Source organism: Fibrobacter sp. UWT3 (genome assembly GCF_900230125.1).
Classification (GTDB): domain Bacteria; phylum Fibrobacterota; class Fibrobacteria; order Fibrobacterales; family Fibrobacteraceae; genus Fibrobacter.
In genome coordinates, this window is record NZ_OCSS01000001.1 from 461,199 (window position 1) to 481,872 (window position 20,674).

27 protein-coding genes and 1 pseudogene are annotated in these 20,674 nt (G+C 51.6%); 21 read left to right on the plus strand and 7 right to left on the minus strand.

Annotated features, from left to right (window positions below; genetic code table 11):
• Window positions 1-33 precede the first annotated feature (33 nt).
• The 4 genes from CRO08_RS01810 to CRO08_RS01825 all read left to right on the plus strand — a co-directional run bounded on the left by CRO08_RS01810 (window position 34) and on the right by CRO08_RS01825 (window position 3,282).
• Window positions 34-930 (plus strand): LysR substrate-binding domain-containing protein, encoded by an 897-nt coding sequence (locus CRO08_RS01810; protein WP_097034819.1) that lies wholly within the window; start codon window positions 34-36, stop codon window positions 928-930.
• A 103-nt stretch (window positions 931-1,033) separates the two neighbouring features.
• Window positions 1,034-2,071: a YeiH family protein gene (locus tag CRO08_RS01815; RefSeq protein WP_097035689.1), complete on the plus strand. Its 1,038-nt coding sequence runs from the start codon at window positions 1,034-1,036 to the stop codon at window positions 2,069-2,071.
• 313 nt (window positions 2,072-2,384) lie between these two features.
• The gene (locus CRO08_RS01820) at window positions 2,385-2,657 is read left to right on the plus strand and encodes a hypothetical protein (protein ID WP_088657437.1); all 273 of its coding nucleotides are present in this window, start codon (window positions 2,385-2,387) and stop codon (window positions 2,655-2,657) included.
• A 433-nt stretch (window positions 2,658-3,090) separates the two neighbouring features.
• Entirely contained in the window at window positions 3,091-3,282 is a 192-nt protein-coding gene (locus tag CRO08_RS01825) for a hypothetical protein (protein WP_097035690.1), read from the plus strand.
• Window positions 3,283-3,442: 160 nt separating this feature from the next.
• Here CRO08_RS01825 and CRO08_RS01830 read toward each other — a convergent pair whose 3' ends face one another.
• Window positions 3,443-3,751: a type II toxin-antitoxin system RelE/ParE family toxin gene (locus CRO08_RS01830; RefSeq protein ID WP_097034820.1), complete on the minus strand. Its 309-nt coding sequence runs from the start codon at window positions 3,749-3,751 to the stop codon at window positions 3,443-3,445.
• Window positions 3,752-3,997, minus strand: coding sequence for a type II toxin-antitoxin system prevent-host-death family antitoxin (locus CRO08_RS01835; protein ID WP_097034821.1), 246 nt, complete (start codon window positions 3,995-3,997; stop codon window positions 3,752-3,754).
• Between the two features lie 197 nt (window positions 3,998-4,194).
• On the opposite strand from CRO08_RS01835, the gene CRO08_RS01840 reads away from it, so the two are divergent.
• From CRO08_RS01840 to CRO08_RS16865, 3 genes are all read left to right on the plus strand, one after another.
• Complete coding sequence (locus CRO08_RS01840; protein ID WP_097034822.1) at window positions 4,195-4,734, plus strand: flavodoxin family protein; 540 nt, start codon at window positions 4,195-4,197, stop codon at window positions 4,732-4,734.
• A gap of 17 nt (window positions 4,735-4,751) precedes the next feature.
• Window positions 4,752-5,945 carry an alpha/beta hydrolase gene (locus CRO08_RS01845; RefSeq protein ID WP_097034823.1) on the plus strand — a complete coding sequence of 398 codons (1,194 nt, stop codon included), beginning with the start codon at window positions 4,752-4,754 and terminating at the stop codon, window positions 5,943-5,945.
• A gap of 173 nt (window positions 5,946-6,118) precedes the next feature.
• Window positions 6,119-6,274, plus strand: a complete 156-nt coding sequence (locus CRO08_RS16865) for a hypothetical protein (protein ID WP_173352310.1) — start codon at window positions 6,119-6,121, stop codon at window positions 6,272-6,274.
• Here CRO08_RS16865 and CRO08_RS01850 read toward each other — a convergent pair.
• Window positions 6,271-6,720, minus strand: coding sequence for an MmcQ/YjbR family DNA-binding protein (locus CRO08_RS01850; RefSeq protein ID WP_176495024.1), 450 nt, complete (start codon window positions 6,718-6,720; stop codon window positions 6,271-6,273). The genes CRO08_RS16865 and CRO08_RS01850 overlap by 4 nt on opposite strands.
• A gap of 95 nt (window positions 6,721-6,815) precedes the next feature.
• On the opposite strand from CRO08_RS01850, the gene CRO08_RS01855 reads away from it, so the two are divergent.
• Complete coding sequence (locus tag CRO08_RS01855) at window positions 6,816-8,087, plus strand: IS256 family transposase (RefSeq protein ID WP_097034567.1); 1,272 nt, start codon at window positions 6,816-6,818, stop codon at window positions 8,085-8,087.
• A gap of 2 nt (window positions 8,088-8,089) precedes the next feature.
• On the opposite strand, the gene CRO08_RS01860 is transcribed toward CRO08_RS01855, so the two are convergent.
• Both CRO08_RS01860 and CRO08_RS01865 read right to left on the minus strand, forming a co-directional pair.
• Window positions 8,090-8,374, minus strand: a complete 285-nt coding sequence (locus CRO08_RS01860; protein WP_097034825.1) for a hypothetical protein — start codon at window positions 8,372-8,374, stop codon at window positions 8,090-8,092.
• A 31-nt stretch (window positions 8,375-8,405) separates the two neighbouring features.
• The gene (locus tag CRO08_RS01865) at window positions 8,406-8,897 is read right to left on the minus strand and encodes a hypothetical protein (RefSeq protein ID WP_217990556.1); all 492 of its coding nucleotides are present in this window, start codon (window positions 8,895-8,897) and stop codon (window positions 8,406-8,408) included.
• Between the two features lie 307 nt (window positions 8,898-9,204).
• Between CRO08_RS01865 and CRO08_RS01870 the strand changes: the two genes are divergently transcribed.
• From CRO08_RS01870 to CRO08_RS01895, 6 genes and pseudogenes are all read left to right on the plus strand, one after another.
• Window positions 9,205-10,365: a multidrug effflux MFS transporter gene (locus CRO08_RS01870; protein WP_176495025.1), complete on the plus strand. Its 1,161-nt coding sequence runs from the start codon at window positions 9,205-9,207 to the stop codon at window positions 10,363-10,365.
• A gap of 39 nt (window positions 10,366-10,404) precedes the next feature.
• Window positions 10,405-10,854, plus strand: coding sequence for a cyclophilin-like fold protein (locus CRO08_RS01875; RefSeq protein WP_255252206.1), 450 nt, complete (start codon window positions 10,405-10,407; stop codon window positions 10,852-10,854).
• 172 nt (window positions 10,855-11,026) lie between these two features.
• Window positions 11,027-11,824 (plus strand): hypothetical protein, encoded by a 798-nt coding sequence (locus CRO08_RS01880; RefSeq protein ID WP_097034827.1) that lies wholly within the window; start codon window positions 11,027-11,029, stop codon window positions 11,822-11,824.
• A 46-nt stretch (window positions 11,825-11,870) separates the two neighbouring features.
• Window positions 11,871-12,287, plus strand: a pseudogene (locus tag CRO08_RS01885) (Rrf2 family transcriptional regulator); the annotation flags it as partial.
• A 31-nt stretch (window positions 12,288-12,318) separates the two neighbouring features.
• A complete protein-coding gene (locus tag CRO08_RS01890; RefSeq protein WP_097034828.1) occupies window positions 12,319-13,140 on the plus strand; it encodes a protein-ADP-ribose hydrolase in 822 nt (273 codons plus the stop codon).
• Window positions 13,109-14,008 carry a Sir2 silent information regulator family NAD-dependent deacetylase gene (locus tag CRO08_RS01895; protein ID WP_097034829.1) on the plus strand — a complete coding sequence of 300 codons (900 nt, stop codon included), beginning with the start codon at window positions 13,109-13,111 and terminating at the stop codon, window positions 14,006-14,008. Before CRO08_RS01890 ends, CRO08_RS01895 begins: the two co-directional genes overlap by 32 nt.
• 16 nt (window positions 14,009-14,024) lie before the next feature.
• Here CRO08_RS01895 and CRO08_RS01900 read toward each other — a convergent pair whose 3' ends face one another.
• A complete protein-coding gene (locus CRO08_RS01900) occupies window positions 14,025-14,489 on the minus strand; it encodes a GNAT family N-acetyltransferase (RefSeq protein WP_097034830.1) in 465 nt (154 codons plus the stop codon).
• A gap of 122 nt (window positions 14,490-14,611) precedes the next feature.
• Here CRO08_RS01900 and CRO08_RS01905 point away from each other — a divergent pair, with 122 nt between their 5' ends.
• The 7 genes from CRO08_RS01905 (at window position 14,612) to CRO08_RS01935 (ending at window position 19,338) form a co-directional block, all read left to right on the plus strand.
• Window positions 14,612-15,229 (plus strand): flavodoxin, encoded by a 618-nt coding sequence (locus CRO08_RS01905; protein WP_097034831.1) that lies wholly within the window; start codon window positions 14,612-14,614, stop codon window positions 15,227-15,229.
• A 16-nt stretch (window positions 15,230-15,245) separates the two neighbouring features.
• A complete protein-coding gene (locus tag CRO08_RS01910; RefSeq protein ID WP_141398199.1) occupies window positions 15,246-16,115 on the plus strand; it encodes a phosphatase PAP2 family protein in 870 nt (289 codons plus the stop codon).
• 193 nt (window positions 16,116-16,308) lie between these two features.
• The gene (locus CRO08_RS01915) at window positions 16,309-16,695 is read left to right on the plus strand and encodes a type II toxin-antitoxin system RelB/DinJ family antitoxin (RefSeq protein WP_217990558.1); all 387 of its coding nucleotides are present in this window, start codon (window positions 16,309-16,311) and stop codon (window positions 16,693-16,695) included.
• Window positions 16,695-16,976: a type II toxin-antitoxin system YafQ family toxin gene (locus CRO08_RS01920; protein ID WP_097034834.1), complete on the plus strand. Its 282-nt coding sequence runs from the start codon at window positions 16,695-16,697 to the stop codon at window positions 16,974-16,976. The genes CRO08_RS01915 and CRO08_RS01920 overlap by 1 nt, the downstream gene beginning before the upstream one ends.
• 212 nt (window positions 16,977-17,188) lie before the next feature.
• On the plus strand, window positions 17,189-17,521 hold the full coding sequence (locus tag CRO08_RS01925; RefSeq protein WP_097035692.1) for a putative quinol monooxygenase: 333 nt from the start codon (window positions 17,189-17,191) through the stop codon (window positions 17,519-17,521).
• A gap of 4 nt (window positions 17,522-17,525) precedes the next feature.
• Window positions 17,526-18,272, plus strand: a complete 747-nt coding sequence (locus CRO08_RS01930) for a flavodoxin (protein ID WP_097034835.1) — start codon at window positions 17,526-17,528, stop codon at window positions 18,270-18,272.
• A gap of 28 nt (window positions 18,273-18,300) precedes the next feature.
• On the plus strand, window positions 18,301-19,338 hold the full coding sequence (locus tag CRO08_RS01935; protein ID WP_097034836.1) for an amidohydrolase family protein: 1,038 nt from the start codon (window positions 18,301-18,303) through the stop codon (window positions 19,336-19,338).
• Here CRO08_RS01935 and CRO08_RS01940 read toward each other — a convergent pair whose 3' ends face one another.
• The gene (locus CRO08_RS01940) at window positions 19,339-20,661 is read right to left on the minus strand and encodes a TolC family protein (RefSeq protein WP_176495026.1); all 1,323 of its coding nucleotides are present in this window, start codon (window positions 20,659-20,661) and stop codon (window positions 19,339-19,341) included. It lies immediately after the preceding gene.
• Window positions 20,662-20,674: the final 13 nt, after the last annotated feature.

Genomic DNA, 20,674 nt, shown 5'->3' on the forward strand with positions numbered 1-20,674 from the left:
ACAGTGAATTGAAAAAATGAATAACTTTTAGTTATGAGCGATTTGAAACTTTTGATTTTTGTGACGGCGGCGCGGCTGTTGAATTTTTCGCAGACGGCAAAGCGTTTCGGTGTCAGTCAGCCTGCTGTAACCAAACGGATTCAGGAACTGGAAGAAGATGTGAAGGTTCGCCTTTTTGAACGTGTGGGCTCCAAGCTCCTTTTGACGCGCGAAGGGGAAGTCTTCTTAAAACATGCAGAACAGATTCTCGAATCGTATGAGGCTTTGAATTACGAACTTGGACTTTTGCAGCAAAAGCATGCGGGAATGCTTCGGTTGGGTGCGAGTACGACGATTGCCCAATATGTTCTCCCACCGCTTCTTGCCAAGTTCAACGAAAAATTTCCTCAGGTTTCTATCTCTTTGCAGAACGGAAATTCGACGGTCATCGAAAATGCTCTGCGGGAACGTCAAATCGATCTGGGCTTTATCGAAAGCGATGCGGAACCTGCAGGGTTCAAGGTAACGCCTTTCTTAAAAGATGAACTCGTTCTGGTGGCGCATGTGAAAAATCCTTTGGCGCGGCGAGATGAAATCAGCTTGAACGAGTTGAAGGTGACTCCGCTCGTTTTGCGTGAAGACGGATCGGGAACTCTCGAAGTCATCCAGCATGCGCTCAAGTCGCGGGGAATTTCTTTTGGCGATTTGAACGTTCAAATGCAGCTGGGCAGTACCGAGAGCATCAAGCGGTACTTGGAAAATTCCCATGCGGCAGGAATCGTTTCCGTGCGAGCAATCAACCGGGAACTTCTGCACGGAACGTTCAAAGTCGTGGACATTACAGGCTTTTCGATGCCGCGGTACTTTTCGTATCTTGAAAGGCTTGGCAAATCTCCGGCGCTTGTGCAGACCTTTATCGACTTCGTCAATCGTTTTAAAAAAGAGCTTTAGTATAACCAAATGGTTATAGTCCATTCCAAAGTGGGGGCTTCCCGCTAAAAAGATCTCTTGCTAAGTTACGCCTTGCAAAATGAAGCTAGCAAGCGAGGTGAATATGCTTAGCAAAGATAAAATGGACTTCTTTCATGGGATTCTTTGGATAGCCCTCATCACGGGCGTCGCTTTTGTCATCGCAGGAATTCCTGCGGTCAAAGCGCTTTCTTTAAGTCCGCTGATCGTGGGTCTTTTGCTCGGAATCGTGTATGCGAATACGCTTCGAAAGGGAATGCCGAGCTCCTGGACTCCGGGCGTTGCCTTTTGTTCGAAAAAGATTTTGCGCCTGGGGATTGTGCTGTACGGCTTCCGGTTGACTTTGGCGCAGATTGTGGGGGTGGGCGCACCTGCTCTCGTCATCGACGCAATCATTGTGACGGTGACTCTCGGCGGTGGATATCTAATCGGTTCGCGCGTGTTAAAGATGGACAAGGAAACGGCGGTGCTTACGTCTTGCGGTAGCGCAATCTGCGGCGCGGCTGCGGTTCTTGGAGCGGAAGCGGCGTTAAAGACCAAGCCTTACAAGACGGCGGTCGCCGTTTCGACGGTCGTGCTCTTTGGAACGCTCTCGATGTTCCTCTATCCCATTCTTTACCGCAACGGCGTTCTGGACCTTTTGCCGGAACAGGCTGGGCTTTATATCGGTTCGACGATCCACGAAGTGGCGCATGCGGTGGGAGCGGGAAACGGGACTGGGAATGCGGTCATCGCAAGCAACGCGATTATTGTGAAGATGATCCGGGTGATGTACCTCGTGCCTGTTTTGCTCGTGCTTGCCTTTTTTGTGGCAGGTCGCTTGGGAGATACGGATGCCAAGGCGGGAAAAAAGAAAATCGCCGTGCCTTGGTTCGCCTTTGGGTTCCTCGCCGTGGTGATTTTCAATTCGTTTGATTTCTTTAGCCCGGCGTTGTTGCACGGAATCGAAACTGTGGATACGTTCTTCCTTTCGATGGCGATGACCGCGCTAGGCATGGAAACGAGCTTTGACAAGTTCAAGCAGGCGGGACCGAAACCGTTTATTTTGGCGACGATCCTGTATGTTTGGCTGGTTTTTGGCGGCTATGTGCTTGCAAAATACCTCGCTCCGGTGCTGGTTTAACCTAAAAGGCGTCCTGAACAGGTTATTTTAGGATAAGTAGAACTTTTTTGTTGTTAATGGAATGTTGACAAGATCCGTGCTTTTAAGTGCCATTGAATCCTGTCGAATCACCAAAAGCCCTTTTAAAGTCCTTTTTGTTTAAAATTTTAAACATCAGGCGGCGCTTCAACATTAAAGTTCTACATAGCCAAACTACTTTTCGCGCACGGTGTAAAACAAGCAAAGCCCCGCCTTTTTATGCATGTAGGCGGAGGGAGGAATGATGAATACTAGCCAAACAAGGCCTGAAAATGTTATATTGCCATCAAGCAATATGATGTACCCCTTCATGACACTTGACGATAACGCGGAAATTGTCCATTCTGAAATGGGCAAGGACGGCCGCGTTAAGGTGTACATCGAAAAACCCGACGCAAAAGACGGCTTCCATCGGGCGACATGCTATTTACCCTCCTATACATGGGAAGATATATTCGGTTTTTCAGATGAGGAAATCAATCGCTATAAGAAGGTGATTGAATCTACGGCTCATTTGATAATGGAATTTTCTCAGAAAGGTGGGTTCAACAATGCCGCAAATCTTTAAGATAGGATCTTTCTGGGTTTATTTCTGGTCCAACGAAGGTGTTCCTCTGGAACCGGTGCATGTCTTGCAAAATATTCTTCGGATTATTGAAGCACGTCATGAGGATGTTGTTGCGAAATGGATTGCTCATTTCAACGAAATATCGTATTTCTGCTAAGAAAAATTAAAAGGATATGAATCGGAAGTAATCTCAGTATGTAAGGATTCCTTACTAGCTAAATAATGTAAACTCTGCCTCAAGGATACCGAAACTGGGGAATCATTTGTCCATGCAATGGGGGGGGCGAGGGAATTGTGCATGGTTTTGCCCTTAACAAAGAGCTGTTAAATCACTATATTGAAGTTATTGGAGCGTCTTTTTTAGGGGCCCTGCATCCGTATCATTTTATGCTTGATAAGGGTGCTGCGCAAAAACTTTTGGAGGTCTATACCTATGAATGGAATTAGAAAGCCTGCGGTAATTCTGGCGGACTCCATGGAAGAATACATGGCGACACCGGATCCGTACAAGCCCTCTCCAAAAAGCAAATTGAATATCTTTAAGCTCGGAGAATATGCCGAGCGTGTTGGAAAGAAAATTGATGAATTGACTGCCGATGAAATCCTTCAGTTCAAGATTCCGTAATCTATAACCTTGATGTCATATAGCCCCGCCTTTTTTCGCATGTAGGCGGAGAGCGTGTTAGAACGGCAACTAGTTCCATTTTGGAACTAGTCCAAAAAGAAGGCTCAAAGAAGGTGTGTCGTTCCGTAAAATTCTGCCAGTTTTTTTGCCGTTCCCGGCATTACAATCCCAAAATCCTCAGATAGTCCATCCGGCTATTCAAAATTCGAATGACAAAAACTTTATCACGTTCGTTCCGGTAAAAGACCAAATACCCGCTGACAGAAAGGCAACGATACTTCGTCAAGCTATTTACCTTACCTCTTAACGAAGGGCCAATCTCGGGGAAAACGGCTAGGTTGTCAATGGCGTCAAGAATTTCAATGATTTTTTCATTTGCCGTTTTAGGGCTGCCTAGCTCGGATTCTATATAAGCGTTGATGCCGTCTAAATCTTCGACGGCTTTTGGCGAAAATACGATGGAGGGCATCTAGACCTCGTATTTTTTCCGCACATCAGCGGCGGAAAGCCATCGTCCCTGTTCGGCGGAGCGTTCGCCTTCGGCAAGAGCCTTCTGTAACTTCAGTTCGGCGACCATTCGTTCGTATTCCTTGATGTCTATTACAACGTAACAACCGTGACCGTTCTTGGTCAAAAAGACTGGAGAATCTTCGGTCACGTTCTGAAGAACTTCGTTATAATTGCGCAAATCAGAAACTGGCAAAATACAGGGCATGGGGAACCTCCTTTCCTAAAATACAAAATTTTAAGAATAATTGCAAGTAAAATTCAACGAAAGTCGCACGATAAAACAAACTTTTTGCTTCAATTCTATGCCTTACAAGCATATCTAGTTATGAAAACAAAGTATTTGCAATATCTGAAAAATGAAGGTATATTTGAACATGTAAAGACTTCAACCGAGAGGAACCTATGAAAAAAGTATTGGTCTTGTCCAGCAGCTTGCGTAAGGGTAGCAACTCCGAAACCCTGGCGCAGGAATTTGCGAAAGGTGCCGCCGAGGCGGGCAACAAGGTGGAATTCGAATCGCTGCGCGGCAAGAAGATCGGCTTTTGCATGGGCTGCCTCGCTTGCCAGAAGAAGGGCAAGTGCGTCATCAAGGACGACGCTCCCGCCATCACCAAGAAGATGGAATCGGCTGATGTCATCGTGTTCGCGACGCCGATTTACTATTACGAGATGAGCGGCCAGCTCAAGACCATGCTCGACCGCGCGAATTCCCTTTATTCCAGCGATTACAAGTTCCGCGAAATTTACCTGCTCACTTCTGCCGCCGACACCGACGCAAAGGCTATGAACATCGCGAAACGCGGCATTGGCGGGTGGATTGCCTGTTTCGACGGCGTAAAACTCAAGGGTGCTCTCTGCGCCACGGGAGCCGAATGCGCCGGCGATGTCAAGAAGAATTCCTCGCTCCTGAAAAAAGCGTTCGCCATGGGAAAGAAAGTTTAACCACAAGGAGATAAATCATGAAATCCAGATTCTTAAAAGCGGCGTTTGCCTTGGTTTCCGCATGCACCCTGATGGCATGTACCCCCGAAAAAGAAAACAATGCTGCACAGGATGCGGCCAAAACAGCCGCACCCGCAACAGAAGCGGCACAACAGACAAAGGACGAAAATATGAACAAGCTCACGCTCACCGCCGAATGGGACAAGGTATTCCCTAAGAGCGACAAGGTCGAACATTCCAAGGTCACATTCAAGAACCATTTTGGCATTGAACTCGCCGCCGATATGTTCGTGCCCAAGGACACGAGCCTCAAGGTGAATGGCAAGTTCCCCGCAATCGCAGTCTCCGGCCCGTTCGGCGCCGTCAAGGAACAGTCCAGCGGCCTTTACGCCCAGCAGATGGCGGAACGCGGATTCCTGACCATCGCATTCGACCCGAGTTTCACCGGCGAATCGGGCGGCGAGCCGCGCTACATGAACAGCCCGGACATCAACACCGAAGACTTCATGGCGTCCGTGGATTTCCTCTCGACCCGCGACAACGTTGACCCGGAACGCATCGGCATCATCGGCATTTGCGGCTGGGGTGGCATGGCGATTAACGCTGCCGGCATTGATACCCGCGTAAAGGCGACAGTTGCTTCGACCATGTACGACATGAGCCGCGTATCCGCAAACGGCTACTTTGACGCCGCAAACAACGCCGACGCCCGCAACGAGGCCCGCAAGGCTTTGATGGCCCAGCGCACCAAGGACTTCAAGAACGGCACCTACGACCTGGCCGGCGGTGTGGTGGACCCGCTCCCGGACGACGCTCCTTACTTTGTCAAGGATTATTTCGCCTACTACAAGACCCCGCGCGGCTACCACAAGCGTTCCCTCAACAGCAACAAGGGCTGGGCCGCTTCCGCAGGCACCTCGCTCATGAACACGAAGCTCCTCGCATACGCCGACGAAATCCGTAACCCGGTGCTCATCATCCACGGCGAAAAGGCCCACAGCCGCTACTTCGGCGAAGGCGCATTCGAAAAGATGACCGGCAAGAAGGCGAATGTCCCCGCAAAACTCGACGCCACCAAGAACTGGAGCAAGACCGTCGGCAACAAGGAACTCCTCGTCATCCCCGGAGCCTCCCACGTGGACCTCTACGACAACCTGGAAAAAATCCCCTTCGAAAAGCTGAACGAATTCTTCAAGACGAACTTGAAGTAAGCAAAAGCCATCTAACCGCGACGATTATCGCTGCTGTCCAAGGTCACAAATGTGACCTTGGTTGCTTTTTGTCATTTTCTGCCATTTTTAAATGCTATTTTAGGGATATGTGCGTAAATGCCATATTGACAATTAGACATTCAAAACCTATTTTTTAGCGGAGGAATAAACCTATGGCAGTGGCAATAAGATCCATACCGACGCTTCAAGGGGAAGACGCTGAACGTTTTCTCAAGGAAGCCGAATACGCCGAAAAGAACGAGCGTAAACAGGATTTTGGTGATAAAATCCTGCTCGTTAGGAATTTCCTCCGCGAACAAGGTTTCTAGACCAGCGTGTAGCTTTTATCCAGCAATTTCTTGATTTCGGTTAGCGGCACGGTCCCGTCAAGGATGACCGTTGCCCAGCTTTTCTTGTTCATATGGTATGCGGGGAGGTAGCCGGGCTTTTTCAGGAGCCCCGGCAATTCCTTCGGGACTATCTTGAAGTTCGCCACTTCGATAATCTCGTCGCCCTTGAGGCCAACTTTTGACTTTTCGACAGTCCCCAATAGACAATACCATTTCTTGTTTTCGTGCTTGCGGATGGCGGCAAATTGCGGAAACCGTTCCCACAGATATTCGGGCTTGTCTCCGTATTTTTGCTCCGCGTAGCCAATCAGGTCGTTTGCTGATTTCCTTTTGAAAATCTGCGTCTCGAAACATTCGCTGATGAATTTATCCGTAATAGCGGAAACTTCTTTGCGGATGCGGCCCACGAGAGGAAGATGCCCCAAAGTTAGTTGAAATTTCTGCAACCAAAAAGAAAAAGGTGGTCTCCAACTTGTAAATTTGGTTCAGCAAAAAAACACCAAGCAAGAGGATAACCACCATGATGAAAAGTACAAAAAGAACCCCCAAACTGTCAATCGTCCGCCGCGAAGAAATCGACATTTCGACCAGTGTCGGGGTGGTTCTGGCCGACCTTGCCGAACAGGGGAAAAGCTGCCTTGACGCGCTGTCGAGGGAGATGGGCGCAAGGCTCGTGGAGGCGATACTCCTGGCCGAAAGGGAACAGCTCGGCGGTGCAGCATACCACCCCAGGAAGGGCTTCAAGAAGTGGTCCAGCCAGGGTGGTTCCGTGTACATCGCGGGTGGCAAGGCGAAGGTGCGCGTACCCAGGCTCAGGGACGAAAACGGCGAGGTCAAATCGCGTATCTACGCCCGTCTGAAAGACCCCGACGCGTTCTCCGAGCACCTGCTGCACGCATGCCTCTCAGGCCTGTCCGGGAGGCGTTACGAGGATGTGTTCTCGACTGCCGGGGAGGCGTTCGGCGTAAGCAAGTCGTCGGTGTCGCGCAAGGTCGTTGCCGCATGCACAAGGAAACTGAAGGAACTGAACGAGCGCAGGCTGGAGGACTTCGAGGCGGTTGCCGTCTTCATGGACGCAATGCATCGCTGCGGCGAGGTCGTGATGGCCGCCATAGGCGTTGACGCGGAAGGCTACAAGCGCGTGCTTGGCCTCTGGCAGGGCAGTTCGGAAAACACCGAAATGTGCCGTTCGTTCCTTTCCGACATGGAGAGCAGGGGCCTCGCCCTGCACCCCGACATCATCTTCGTGACCGACGGCGGGACGGGCCTCAACCGCGCCCTCAAGGACCGCTTCGGCAAGGACCTCAAGCACCAGCGCTGCGTGATCCACAAGAGGCGCAACGTCGAGTCCCATCTGCCCGAGATGTACCGGGCCGAGTTCGACAGGCGCTACAACAACGCCATCGGGATGGTGGGCTACGAGGACGCGAGAAGGGAACTTCTCAAGGTCCACGAGTGGCTCGAAGGCATAAACACGAGTGCCGCCAAATCGCTTTCCGAGGGCGGCGAGAGGCTGCTTACGGTCCACCGGCTGGGCATCCCCGCGCTCCTGCGCAAGTCGCTCATAACGACCAACATAATCGAGTCCACCTTCAACGGTCTCGACGCCATCGAGAAGAACGTGAAGCGCTACAGGGACATTGGAATGTTCAAACGCTGGATGGCCGCTGAGGTCCTCCACCGCGAAAAGAACTGGAGACGGTTGGACGGCTATGCGGAAATCCCCGAACTTGTCGAAAAACTTCGGGAAAAGAGCATGAAATTACTTGACAATGAAGCGCTAATAGCCTAGATTTACACCAGTTGGAGACCTGGATTTTCAACTAAAAAAGGGACAAATTCCACGAGAGCGCCCTGCACTGACAGCACTGAAAACAGTAGATATTCTTCGCCGGAATCGTTATCGAACACCTTGACTGAAACTTTCTTGCCTCGTCCCACTCTGATTTCAAGACGGAATTGCCCGCCAAGTATTTCGCGGACGAGCGCATAGTTAGACCCTTCCTTCGTGAACCCGAAAGGAATGAGTTTCTTGACAAGAAGTTTCTTGCCATTGAATTGTTCTTCGATGCTTGTCACAATCGAAAAGATAGATAAAATTATTTACGGCTCAGTTAGAAACAGCGACTTCCCGGCGGGCGTCGCGGTACTTGTGCAGGCCTAGCATCACGCGGCGGGCAATCGGCTGCGCAATCAAGATTTCTACCGCGAGCGAAATGGCAAAGTTGCGAGGCCACTTGTAAAAGAAGTTTACCAGCGGCTCCATTGTGATTTCGCGGTTTCCGACCCAGGTACCTACAATCGTCAAGATGATGGACATCAGGAAAACCGTGCACATGATGTTGAGTGTAATCACCGCATGGAAACTGTCGCCCTTCTGCGTAAGCCTTGAAGTCAGGAATGCCGCAGGCTTGTATGTGACAAGTACCGTCGCGATAACGCACGGCCAGAGTATCGGCATAATCGGGAATACGTGTGCCCAGCTTTCCATGCTAAAGCCCATCTCGAAACAGGTGATGAGCGGCGCGATGATGTTCATCGAGATAATCGAAAGCGTCACGAGAAAAAGGGTGAATTCGCGTTTGCCGCGCGGGAGTTTCATGTAAAAGTCCATTTTAACCTCTTTTGTTGCGGGCCCTGCGCAATAAAAAAGGCGCAAAACCCTGATGTTTGAGTTTCACGCTGAACCATTATACGCAATGAAATTTCGTGCCCATAAATAAAAATATTTTTTGCCTTTGTCAAGAACTTGCCAACGGAAAAATTTTTTCCTAAATTCGCTTGCGAAATCAACGTGTAGCGGTCCCGCATAAGTCCAGTTGTATGGCTTTGCGGGCTTTTTTTATGGCGATTCCGTGCGGTTTCGTCAAGAGGAATTTATGAGCGGAAAACAGAAATTCACTTTCCTTATGCTTTTGCTTGGACTGCTTTCGGCATTTGGCCCCTTCGTGACGGACCTTTACTTGCCGGCCCTCCCGAGCCTTGCCGATTACTTTGCGGCAAGCCCCTCGATGGCACAGCTTAGCCTCACCATGAGCATGCTCGGGCTTTCGGTGGGGCAACTCTTTGTAGGCCCACTGAGCGACAAGTACGGCCGCAAAAAGTTGCTGCTAGTTTGTCTATTGCTTTTTGTTTGCGGGACTGTCGCCTGCATTGTCGCGCCGAACATCGTAACCTTCAACGTGTTTCGTTTGCTGCAGGGCATGGCGGCGTCCGGCGGCATCGTGATAGCACGTTCCATTTCGGCGGATTCCTACCGCGGTCCCGTCCTCACCAAGTTCCTTGCCATGGTGAGCGCTGTGAATGGAGTCGCCCCGATTATAGCCCCGGTGCTAGGCGGATTCTTGCTGAATTTCATGAGCTGGAAGGGAACTTTCGCAGTATTGCTCCTGTATGGGGCTCTGCTGCTCTTTATGTCAGGGAAATTCCAGGAATCGCTCCCGGTAAAACGCCGCAGCAAAAAATCTGTCTTTGCGAGTTTTAGCTTGTATGCAAAAGTGTTCAAGAACCGCACCTACGTATTGTATTTTCTGGTATGCACGTTTCCGATGATTATCTTGTTCGGGTATATCGCGTCTTCGCCCTTTATCTACCAAAAAATCTACGGCCTTTCGCCTGTCGGCTTTAGCCTGTGCTTTGCGCTGAACGCGTTGTTTACGGCGTTTGGATGCGCCTTGTCGGGCAAAGTCGGCGATGAACGCAAGGCTCTCAAAATCGCTGGCGCGGGGATGTTCGTTTTCGCAATTGCCGTTGCTGCCGCACTCATGACGCACGCTTTACTCCCGCTTCTGCAGGTCGCTTTCATGGGGCTTACGTTCATGTTCGGCATGAGTCAGCCTCCTGCAACGGCCTTGGCATTGAACGCTGAGCGTACAAATGCAGGTACCGCTGCAGCGGCCATCGGGGCATCGGGCTTCCTGATGGGCGGAATCGTCTCTCCGCTGGTCGGCATGGGGGACATTGCCACAAGTGTCTCGATTGTCCTAGTTGTGGGTGCCGTTTTGACGCTTGTTTCGGTTCTCGCCATCGGTTCACTATGCGCAAAAGGCATAGTGAGTCATAGCAAATAAGTATTTTGAAATGCGTACGCAATTATTTATATTGTGTGTATGCGAAACATTGTCCTTATAGCGTTGTTCTTTCTCGTGGCCTGCAGCGATGCGGCGAGCCATTCGTCGCAGCCTGAAGCCCAAACGGAGGCCCCCGTGAAACTCAAGATCCATGTGAACGACACCACCTTCACGGCGACGCTCGAAGAAAATTCCTCGGCCAAGGCCTTCGCTGAATTCCTCGCGCAGGGCGACATGACGCTCGACATGCTCGACTACGGCAGCTTCGAGAAGGTGGCTGACCTGCCGCGCAGTTTTCCGCGCAACGACACGCAAATCGACACCGAAGCGGGCGACATCATCCTTTATCAGGGCAATTCCATCACCATCTACTACGACAAGAATTCCTGGAACTTCACGCGCCTGGCCTGTATCGACAACGTGAACAAGAAACGCCTCAAAGAAATCCTCGGAAAAGGGAACGTGAAGGCGACATTCTCGGTGGAATAAACGTCCGAAAACTCTAACTAACCCTCAATTTTTGTGTAAGTAAATTTTTACACGAAATCCTTGGTTGTTCTATTGACATTACAACGATAATTGGATATATTTTGTGTTGTAATAATTAAAGAACAACTACTTAAAATTAAACAAAAACGGGCTTGGCCCAAGGAGATTCAAAATGGAAAAGAACAACTTCAAGACCGTAAATCTTGGCAAGGGCGTCGTGGAAGTCTACGATTTCGGGGTGGTCAAGCTGCATGCCTACAAGACAAACGACCTGATAACCGACGAATGTTTCTTGCTGGAAAAGGGCGGCAAGATGTTCATGGTCGAAGCCCCCTGTTTCTTCGACAACATTAGGGAACTGGAAGCCTACATCAAGGGCCTTTCGGTTGAATTCGTGGGCTCGGTGATTGCCTACCATGGCGCGGGCGCGACTTTCATGAAGGGGGCTCCCGTGTACAGCACCCGCCATGCCGACGATTACAACCATAACGGAGGCGGTGCGGCCCTGGTCAAAAATTTCACGGCGGCTTTTGGCGATGCTTTTGACAGCTCCATTTACGCGACGACAGACTTTATCGAAGGCGAGACTTTGAATCTCGCGGGTATCGACATGCGCATTGTCGCGACCCAGGAGGCATTCGATATCGAATTTCCCGAAATCAACGTTGTCTACACCCACATGATGGGCCACGATGTCCATTCCATCGTGGCAGGGAGCAAGCACGCCGATGCCATCATCGCGCAGCTCACGGATTACATCGACCGCGGGATTTCCCTGATTCTCACGTCGCACTACACGGTGGAAAACCTGGAAGATGCCCGTGCTAAAATCCAGTACCTGAAGGTGATGAAGAATATCGCCCTCAAGAACGTGAACCCGGCGGCATTCAAGAGCGCCATGAAGCAGGAATTTACGAACTACTCCGGCGAAAATTACCTGGACATGACGGCGGGAATGTTCTACAAATAGGCCAAGGCACGCGTGAACGCAGGCAACAATTGTTAAATTGTGGATTATGAAAGTCAGCGTTCGTTTTACGGCGGCGGTCCATACCTTGCTTTGCATCCACTTCTTCGAGGGTGCGGAACGGGTGACCTCGGAATTCATATCGGGCAGCACCGGCGTGAATGCGGTCATCATCCGCAAGGTTCTTTTGCAGTTGCAAAAGGCGGGCCTGGTTGAGACTGCTCCCGGCGTAGGGGGCTCTCACCTTGCGCGTCCTGCCGACAAGATAACGCTCCTGGATGTCTACAAGGCCATCAACGATAACGACGAGGAACGGATCGTCTTCAGCTTCCACCCGGAACCGAATCCGCTGTGCCCTGTAGGCAGGAACATCCATCGCCTGTTGGACCCAGCCCTGAATTCGGCGCAGACGGCGCTGGAAATGGAACTGGAGAAGACGACTCTGAAGGGCCTCGCCGCACAACTCAAGACCGTCCCTGAACCATCCGGGAGGAATCATGAACCAAGCAGAGCGCAGACTATTCCTGATAAAGTATCTATTGGCGGAAAGTCCCAGGTACAGCGGCACGACCATCCCCGCGGACGCCGAAGGACAGAAAATCCTGTTGCGTTCCTTGATGAACGTGCGGGAAGCCTCCCCCGCAAGCGATGAATTCTACAGGATTCAGGACGAATACCTGCAGGAATCCATCCGTGGTCGCGGAATAACGGACATCGCGGACATTGAAAGTATCGGCAGGCGCTTCAGCGCGGGTGCGCCGGACTTGTTTGGCGATTCCCTGTTTTTGTGGCGCGGCGACATCACCACCCTCAGGGTGGATGCAATCGTAAACGCGGCCAACAGCGGCATGACGGGTTGCTGGCAGCCTTGCCACAGCTGTATCGACAACTGCATCCACACTTTCGCGGGAGTTCGTCTCCGTAGCGCTTGCGACGCCCTGATGAAACGGCAAGGGCACCCCGAACCCACAGGACAGGCAAAAATCACGCCGGCCTACAACCTGCCCTGCAAATACGTGTTGCACACGGTGGGGCCAATCGTGGGCTACGGCCTTACGGAACGGGACTGCGAGTTGCTGGAATCGTGCTACAGGAACTGTCTCGAAGTTGCGGCCCGGAACGGTGTGGAATCTATCGCCTTCTGCTGCATTTCTACAGGCGTATTCCGTTTTCCGCCGGAACGTGCCGCCCAAATCGCGGTGGATACGGTGCTGGAATGGAAGCGCCGTACACAAAACCCCATGAAGGTTGTCTTTAACGTTTTCAGCGAAAAGGACGAGGCTATCTATGCGCGGATTTTCGAAAAATTCAACGGATGATTTTTCTGCCGAAGTGTTGAGACTGAAAGAGGCGCTGGCAAGGGCGGATGCCGTCGTCGTGGGCGCGGGCGCCGGACTTTCGACATCGGCGGGATTTACCTATTCCGGGGAACGCTTTGTCAAGTACTTCGCCGACTTTTCTGTAAAGTACGGCTTTTCGGACATGTATTCCGGTGGCTTTTTCCCTTACGGGACTCCCGAAGAAAAGTGGGCCTTCTGGAGCCGCTATGTCATGATAAACCGTTATATGGACGCCCCGAAACCCGTCTACGAAAACCTCCTGAAAATCCTACGGGATAATGATTACTTTGTCCTTACCACCAACGTGGACCATTGTTTCCAAAAAGCGGGCTTTGACAAGGAACGGCTCTTTTACACCCAGGGCGATTACGGGCTTTTCCAATGCAGTAAGCCGTGCCACCCCTGCACCTACGACAACGAAAAGCAGATTCGTGCCATGTTCGACGCCCAGGGATTTTCAAAAGAGACGGGCTTGTTCGGCGCCATGACCGTCCCTGCGGAACTGTTGCCCAGGTGCCCCATTTGCGGCCGCCCCATGTCCATGAACCTGCGTTCCGATTCCACCTTCGTAGAAGACGACGGCTGGCATCGTGCTGCAAAACGTTACCGCGAATTTCTCGACAGATGTAACGCCATGCGCGGCGGAAACGTGCTGTTCCTGGAACTGGGCGTAGGCATGAACACCCCCGGAATCATCAAGTACCCGTTCTGGCAAATGACCGCCCTGAATTCGAACGCCACCTACGCCTGCATCAACTACGGACAGGCCTACGCTCCCGACGACATCGGACCCCGCTCGTTATGCGTCGACGGCGATATCGGCGAGGTGGTGGCGAAACTTCTTTGATGAAGGATTTGACGAATCACTCGAATAATTTCATTTCAAAGGAGATGTCGCCACGGTCGTAGGGGAATTTTTCCTTGTCGACGGGGATTTCTGCAAAGCCGAATTTTTCGTATAAGTGAATTGCGTGTGTGCACCTGCGGTTGGAAACGAGAACGATGCTTTTCGCCTGTTTTTCGCGGGCGTACTCGACACAGGCCTTGAGGCAGGCGCTGCCCGCACCGGTTCCCGTGTACATGCCCTTGGCGGCGAATTTCATGATTTCCCATTCCCCGGAATCGCGAGGGGCGATCATGCAGCATGCCATTACGTTGTCGCTGTCGTCAACGGCGAAAAAGATTTCCGCGCCTGCTGCGATGGCGGTCTCGATACTTGAAAGTTCGCGTTCGTCTTCGGGTTCCACCTTGAACATGGATGAAATCCACGCCAGGTTCATTTCGACAAAGTCTTTGCGGTACTTTGGGTTGTAAGGGACGATTTTCATGCTGACAATATAAAAAATCCGAACCGTAAAACCGTTAATTCCGGCCGTATTTTTACTATTGTGAATCGGTATTTTTTTATCTAATTTATAATTAAGAAAGATAGCCCAAAAGGAAACGCTCTATGAAAAAACTCGCAAGAATTTTCATCCCGGTCTTAACGTTCGCGCTTGCCCTGCTCTCCTTGGCAGGCTGCGCCGAACGCAACAGGGCCGACCAGAACGCCGATGCGGATTTCTCGAAAAAAGGCGATGTGCTGGTCGTGTATTTCACCTGGTCTGGGCATCTGCGGAGCATGGCGCACTGGATTGCCGACGAAGTCGGAGCCGATTACGCCCGCATCTTGCGCAAGGAAGAATACCCTGTTAGCTACAACGAGACCGCTGATGTTGCCAAAAAGGAAAAGGACGAAAACATTTATCCCGAGATAAACCTCTCCCTGAGCGATAAAGAAATGAAGCGCTACAAGACAGTGTTTGTCGGCTTTCCGGTCTGGTGGTACGACGTGCCGATGCCCGTGATGACTTTCCTGAAGCAGGCAAACCTGCAAGGCAAAAACGTCTATGCGTTCTTCTCTCACGAAGGGTCGTCCGATGGTGCTGGGAGCCTCCCTACGCTCGAAAAGCTGATGCTGGCGAAGGGCGCCGCATTCGACAAGAAAACCGCCCTTTCTGTGCGCGGAAGCAAGGTCAAGGATTCCGAAACCGTTGTCCGCGAATGGGTGAAGGCGCTCTCGAAATAATAAACGAGGTCAAATCTTGATTTTTCGTCTAGACAAAATAGCGCTTCGTTGGATGGTGGTTTTGGCTTTTGCCTGTGCCACGGGTTCCGCTGCTGTCGAAGCAGATTCCGTAACAACCTCGGTGACTGTCGATAGCGCTCAAAAACTTTCTCCGTTCGACCATCTAGGACACAACATGTTGCTGAGTGCGTTCGGCTGGCCGCTCGGGTTCCACTTGCTCGGCGGAGCGCTTACGTACAAGTTTTCGATGGAAAACAACGACTTGATGGTAGCCCGTTTTGCGGCCCGTCAGGATCAACTTGTTTACGGCATTGCATTTACTCCCGGCATGATGATGGGGACGTTCTTCCCGATTCTTGTTCCGGGCTACATGTACTTTATCAGCGACAACCGCGCGCTGAACAACACCGGTGCCGTCGCCGTGCAGGCCACCGCCGTGGCGTACCTCTACAACAACATCCTCAAGGCGATTTCGGCACGCGAGCACCCTGACGCGGAACTTAACAGCGGCGAGCGTTCCCGCGATTTCAAATGGGGATTTTTTAGGCGCGGAGTCTTTTACGGCTGGCCCTCGGGGCATTCCATGACCAACGCTGCCATGGCCATAAGCATCGCAAGCTACAACCGCGACAAGCCCCTCGTCGTGGCGGGCTGCGCCCTGTATGCAGGCTACATCGCTACAAGCATGGTGCTCGGCGCAAAAGGCGAGGCCCACTGGTTCTCCGACGCCGTCGCGGGCACCCTGATGGGCGCTTCCATCGGCTGGTACATCGGCAGCGTGTTCTACAAGGATAAACTCGGCGAAAAGCAGACCCCGCCCAAGGTCACCATCGCCCCGCTATTCTACGACGACACCAAAGGCGCCGTGCTCAGCGTGAGGATATAAGCCAAACGCCTGGTACACAACCTTGCGTACCGATGAAGAAAAAAAATGCATAAACCTCTTGACAATCGCGTTCTGGTAATTTATATTTAGTGCACAAGCGTGTAGAATCTCTGGTAAGAGATTGCCACGCTTCGCTCGCAATGACAAACAATCAAAGCCCCGCCTTTTATGCATGTAGGCGGAGGGAGGAAAGATGAGTGAAGATAAATGGCCTAAATCGGTCCCAAATTCGCAAATTAGTGGCCAAATGTATTGCATTTGCATTGAAAATGAATTAGATTTGTACAAAAACGAGGTAATTCATATGGCAAATGCAGTTTTGCAGACAAGAATCGACAAAGCCACCAAGGACCAGGCGGAAGATTTATTTGAATCACTTGGACTGGATATCACTACGGCTATTAGACTTTTCTTGAAACAGGCGATTAATCAGCGCTGCATCCCTTTCGATATCGTTCCGCCTCAACGCGAGTTCTCGGATTCGACGTTGGCCGCTATTGAAGAGGCAAAAGGCCTTGCTAGGAACCCCAGGGCGAAAAGGTATTCCTCTGCTAAGGAACTCCTTGAGGATTGCAAGTAATGGTCTATGAGCTTATTAAGACATCTCGTTTTAAGGCGGGAGTGAAACTTGCTCGGAAGCGGGGGTTGGACATTTCCCTTCTGGAAGAAGTCATTGAAAAATTGCGACTTGATCAACCGCTTGAGGCAAGACATCGTAACCATGAATTGACGGGAAATTTCAAAGGCGTCTGGGAATGCCATATTCAACCAGATTGGTTATTGCTTTATCTGAAAGATAATGGTGTACTTGTGTTGACCTTGGTCGATACGGGAACGCACAGCGATATCTTCAAGAAATAATCACCGAAGATTTTTTTCGACAGAAAACCATAAAAGCGTTTGTTTCCACTATACGTCTCACGCATACTGGGCATGAAAAATAAGCATTTTGCGCATGCTCCGAAAATATTTATATTATATGCGAAACATTTCGGAGTGGCAAAATGAAACTCAAGTTTTTAACGCTATTTTCAATCTTTGCGCTCGCTGCGAGCGTGTTTGCGGAGAGCGCCATGAGCAATATTACGGTAAACCTGCGCTATACGGGTAAGAACGGGGCGGCAAGGAAGTTCGCCGAAGAGATGGTTTCTAGCGGGACTGTGGCGAAAATCCGCGCCGAGAAGGGAAACATCCGCTACGAATATTTCCAGTCGCTGGACGATCCCGAGACCATCTTGCTGATTGACGCGTGGGAAAGCCAGGCAGCCATCGATGTGCACCATGCTTCGCCCATGATGAAGACCATCGCGAAACTCCGCGACAAGTACGACTTGAAAATGACTGTCGAACGCTACACGCCCGACAACACCATGCCCAAGACCGACGAAAAGTTCATCAGGAAGTAGTCCGATGAAATCGCCTACGTTGTTTTCGACTTTGCTCCTGGCTCTGTTTTTGAGCCTCTTTGCCGCGTGTTCCGACGACGGCTCGTCTTCGCCGACAGGCACTGGAGAAGCTATCGAATCTAGCGTCTCGCAAGATGGCAAAAGCTCCGCGACTTCAAGCCCAGCGACTTCAAAGAACGAAACTTCTTCAAGTTCGGAATCAACCGTTTCGAACAGCTCGGCTAATTCAAGTTCGGCGACATCCAGTTCCGCGACATCGGCGAGTAAATCCCGCGGCAAGACGCTCGTGGCTTACTTCTCCAGAACGGGCAACACCAAGCCTCTGGCCGAATACGCCGCGGAATACCTGGACGCAACATTATTCGAAATCACCGCAAAAATCCCTTACACCGACGAAGACATCGCCTATTATACGGACTGCCGCGCCGACCGCGAACAGAAAGACGAATCCGCCCGCCCCGAAATCGCAACCGCTGTCGAGAACATGGACGAGTACGATACCGTCATCATCGCGCACCCGATATGGCACGGGATTGCACCCCGCATCATAAGCACGTTCCTCGAAAGCTACGACTTTTCCGGCAAGACCTTGCTCACCTTCTGCACGTCGGCTTCAAGCCCGCTGGGCCAAAGCGCCAAACTGCTGCAGGAACTTACGCCCAATTCCACCTGGCTCGAAAGCAAACGATTCGCCATCGGCACCAGCCGCGAGGAAATCGAAGAATGGCTGGAAGACGTTCTGCACCCGTAACCCATAGTCGACCATCATCGGGATTGCCATGAATTTTAAGAATTACTTAACTGCAAGCGTTGTTTTGACCGCATTCCTGGCCGCGGCCGCCTTTGCCGGCGGTGCCATCGACGTTCATTCCCACGTGATTCCTGCGGATTATTTGGCCAATTTGCAAAAGCATAACGCGCAGTTGGACGAAGGTTTCCTGCTCCCCAAATGGGACGTGAGTGCCCACCTGAAATGGATGGACGAGGCCCAGGTGCAGACATCCGTTTTGACGCTTGCTGCCCCGCAGCCCTATTTCGGCGACGCAAACGAAAGTGCCTCCATCATCCGCAAGGTGAACGAGGTCGGCACATCCCTGAAAAAGCAACACCCCGGCCGATTCATGTACTGCGCGGCACTCCCGCTGCCCGACGTGAAAAAGTCCATCGCCGAAGCGGCTTACGCCCTCGATACGCTCAAGGTCGACTGCATCAAGCTTGCGACCAACGTAAAGGGGCAGTACCTGGGTGCGCCCGAACTGGACCCCCTGTTTGACTACCTGAATAAAAAGCACGCCGTCGTGATTCTGCACCCTCACAGGCCGGAGCCAGTCAACAAGGACGTAATGAAGCAGACTCCGCTTGCCATGCAGGAGTATCTTTCCGAAACGACCCGTGCCGTCACCAACATGATTTCCAGGAACGTGCTGACCCGCTACCCGAACGTGAAGGTGGTGGTGCCCCATTGCGGTGCATACCTGCCGCTCGCGTTACCCCGCATGAAGTCGCTGATACCCGTGATGCAGCAGAATAAACTCATCGGAAAAATCGTCTGGGAAAAGAACCTGGCCTCGCTCTATTACGACCTTGCCGGAGCGCACTCCGCGGAGACCATCCGCATGATGCTTACCATCACCACGCCCGACCACTTGCTTTACGGCTCCGATTACCCCTACGTGGCGCCCAAGGTGCTTACCGCAAGCATCGAACGGCTCAAGGCGTATCTGAAAAAAGAGGCAGACCTTGCGCCCTATTACGACATGATTCTTGAAGGCAATGCCCGCGCGCTGTTTGTCGATAAGGCGACCAGCGGGAAATAGTTACCGACCGGTTGCGGTTAGATAAGCGCAGATGGCGGTGTAGTAGCCCGTTACCGCTTCGGTGTAAGTGTCGCTTGCCTGCTGCCGTAGCGTCTCTGCTTCAAGCATGTTGCTGAGTGTCGCGGTACCGGCATTGTAGAATTCTCGCTGCATCCGCAAGTTTTCTTCGGCCTGGGCAACGGCATCGCGGCTGATTTCTATCTGTCGGAAGGATTCTACGAGCGTATTCCATTTGGCGTCAATATCCACCTTGATAAGGTTCTTGTTCTCGGCTTCGTCAATTGCCGCCTTTTGCGCCTTCAGGTCGTATTTTGCCGTAGAATAACTGTTGCTCCACCAGTCCGAAATGGGGACTGTCACCGAAGCAAACAAAATTCCGTTTACGGCATCGTCGTCCAGTAGATTCTGGTACAATAGGCTCGCGCCTACCGCAACGGTGGGGAGAACTTTTCCCCTTTCCATGGAACGTTCCTTTTCGGCGACTTCGCGATTTACGGCGAGCAGTTTGCTTTCGGCCCTGCGTTCCACCGCCTCGTCGGCGGACATCTTGTACTCTTCGGGCGGATTGATTTTATCGAGAGAGGTTTCGGCCAGGTCGAATTCGCTGTTGTCCAGGTTCATTTGCCGTGCCAGCATGAGCTTTGCGACCGATATGCCGTTTTCTACCTTGATGCGGTTGCTCTCCAGTTTTTTCTTTTCGAGATCCACGCGGAGCAGGTCGTTTTTGACGGCGACACCCGCCTCTACGGCCACCTGCACGTCGGCCCGAATCGTTTCCACCTGTTTTTCGGCCTCGGCAATGGTCTTCAATTTTTCCTTGAGCGAAACAATCAGCCAGTAGTAGGTTTCCGTATTCTTGCGGACTTCGGTTTCGGCAAGGTGCTCCTGCAACTTGGCCGCCTTTGTCCCGATTTTGGCGAGCTGGTTTCCCTTGTGAATTTGTCCGCCCACAAATAGGGGCTGCACCAGCGTCAAGTGGCCTATGATTCCCTTGTCTATCATGCCCATGGAATACGAGGTCGGCAGGCCCGCAAGCATGGCGGGGTCGAGGCCCATCTGCGCAATTGTCGGTGCAAGCTGCTGACCCATTCCCTCTATTTCTGATGACATGTCAATCTTCTGCTTTACCAAGTAGTCGTTTGCCATGAATGCAAAACCGCCCGCAAAAATCTTCGGGAAATACGCAGGGAACGCGCTGCCTTCGGTTTCTTCGGCCATCTGGCGGTTCACCTTGGCGCTCTTGAGGGTCGCGTTGTTTTCGCGTGCTATGCGCAGGCAGTCATCGAGCGTATAAATATCCGCCGCCAGCAAAAAAGAATGCAAGCCAAAAATAAAA

Bases quoted from the DNA above. Each gene is read 5' to 3' on its own strand.
- CRO08_RS01810 (WP_097034819.1), top strand. From the start codon at position 34: ATGAGCGATTTGAAACTTTTGATTTTTGTGACGGCGGCGCGGCTGTTG.
- CRO08_RS01815 (WP_097035689.1), top strand. From the start codon at position 1,034: ATGCTTAGCAAAGATAAAATGGACTTCTTTCATGGGATTCTTTGGATA.
- CRO08_RS01820 (WP_088657437.1), top strand. From the start codon at position 2,385: ATGATGTACCCCTTCATGACACTTGACGATAACGCGGAAATTGTCCAT.
- CRO08_RS01825 (WP_097035690.1), top strand. From the start codon at position 3,091: ATGAATGGAATTAGAAAGCCTGCGGTAATTCTGGCGGACTCCATGGAA.
- CRO08_RS01830 (WP_097034820.1), bottom strand. From the start codon at position 3,751: ATGCCCTCCATCGTATTTTCGCCAAAAGCCGTCGAAGATTTAGACGGC.
- CRO08_RS01835 (WP_097034821.1), bottom strand. From the start codon at position 3,997: ATGCCCTGTATTTTGCCAGTTTCTGATTTGCGCAATTATAACGAAGTT.
- CRO08_RS01840 (WP_097034822.1), top strand. From the start codon at position 4,195: ATGAAAAAAGTATTGGTCTTGTCCAGCAGCTTGCGTAAGGGTAGCAAC.
- CRO08_RS01845 (WP_097034823.1), top strand. From the start codon at position 4,752: ATGAAATCCAGATTCTTAAAAGCGGCGTTTGCCTTGGTTTCCGCATGC.
- CRO08_RS16865 (WP_173352310.1), top strand. From the start codon at position 6,119: ATGGCAGTGGCAATAAGATCCATACCGACGCTTCAAGGGGAAGACGCT.
- CRO08_RS01855 (WP_097034567.1), top strand. From the start codon at position 6,816: ATGATGAAAAGTACAAAAAGAACCCCCAAACTGTCAATCGTCCGCCGC.
- CRO08_RS01865 (WP_217990556.1), bottom strand. From the start codon at position 8,897: ATGAAACTCCCGCGCGGCAAACGCGAATTCACCCTTTTTCTCGTGACG.
- CRO08_RS01870 (WP_176495025.1), top strand. From the start codon at position 9,205: ATGCTTTTGCTTGGACTGCTTTCGGCATTTGGCCCCTTCGTGACGGAC.
- CRO08_RS01875 (WP_255252206.1), top strand. From the start codon at position 10,405: ATGCGAAACATTGTCCTTATAGCGTTGTTCTTTCTCGTGGCCTGCAGC.
- CRO08_RS01880 (WP_097034827.1), top strand. From the start codon at position 11,027: ATGGAAAAGAACAACTTCAAGACCGTAAATCTTGGCAAGGGCGTCGTG.
- CRO08_RS01890 (WP_097034828.1), top strand. From the start codon at position 12,319: ATGAACCAAGCAGAGCGCAGACTATTCCTGATAAAGTATCTATTGGCG.
- CRO08_RS01895 (WP_097034829.1), top strand. From the start codon at position 13,109: ATGCGCGGATTTTCGAAAAATTCAACGGATGATTTTTCTGCCGAAGTG.
- CRO08_RS01900 (WP_097034830.1), bottom strand. From the start codon at position 14,489: ATGAAAATCGTCCCTTACAACCCAAAGTACCGCAAAGACTTTGTCGAA.
- CRO08_RS01905 (WP_097034831.1), top strand. From the start codon at position 14,612: ATGAAAAAACTCGCAAGAATTTTCATCCCGGTCTTAACGTTCGCGCTT.
- CRO08_RS01915 (WP_217990558.1), top strand. From the start codon at position 16,309: ATGAGTGAAGATAAATGGCCTAAATCGGTCCCAAATTCGCAAATTAGT.
- CRO08_RS01920 (WP_097034834.1), top strand. From the start codon at position 16,695: ATGGTCTATGAGCTTATTAAGACATCTCGTTTTAAGGCGGGAGTGAAA.
- CRO08_RS01925 (WP_097035692.1), top strand. From the start codon at position 17,189: ATGAGCAATATTACGGTAAACCTGCGCTATACGGGTAAGAACGGGGCG.
- CRO08_RS01930 (WP_097034835.1), top strand. From the start codon at position 17,526: ATGAAATCGCCTACGTTGTTTTCGACTTTGCTCCTGGCTCTGTTTTTG.
- CRO08_RS01935 (WP_097034836.1), top strand. From the start codon at position 18,301: ATGAATTTTAAGAATTACTTAACTGCAAGCGTTGTTTTGACCGCATTC.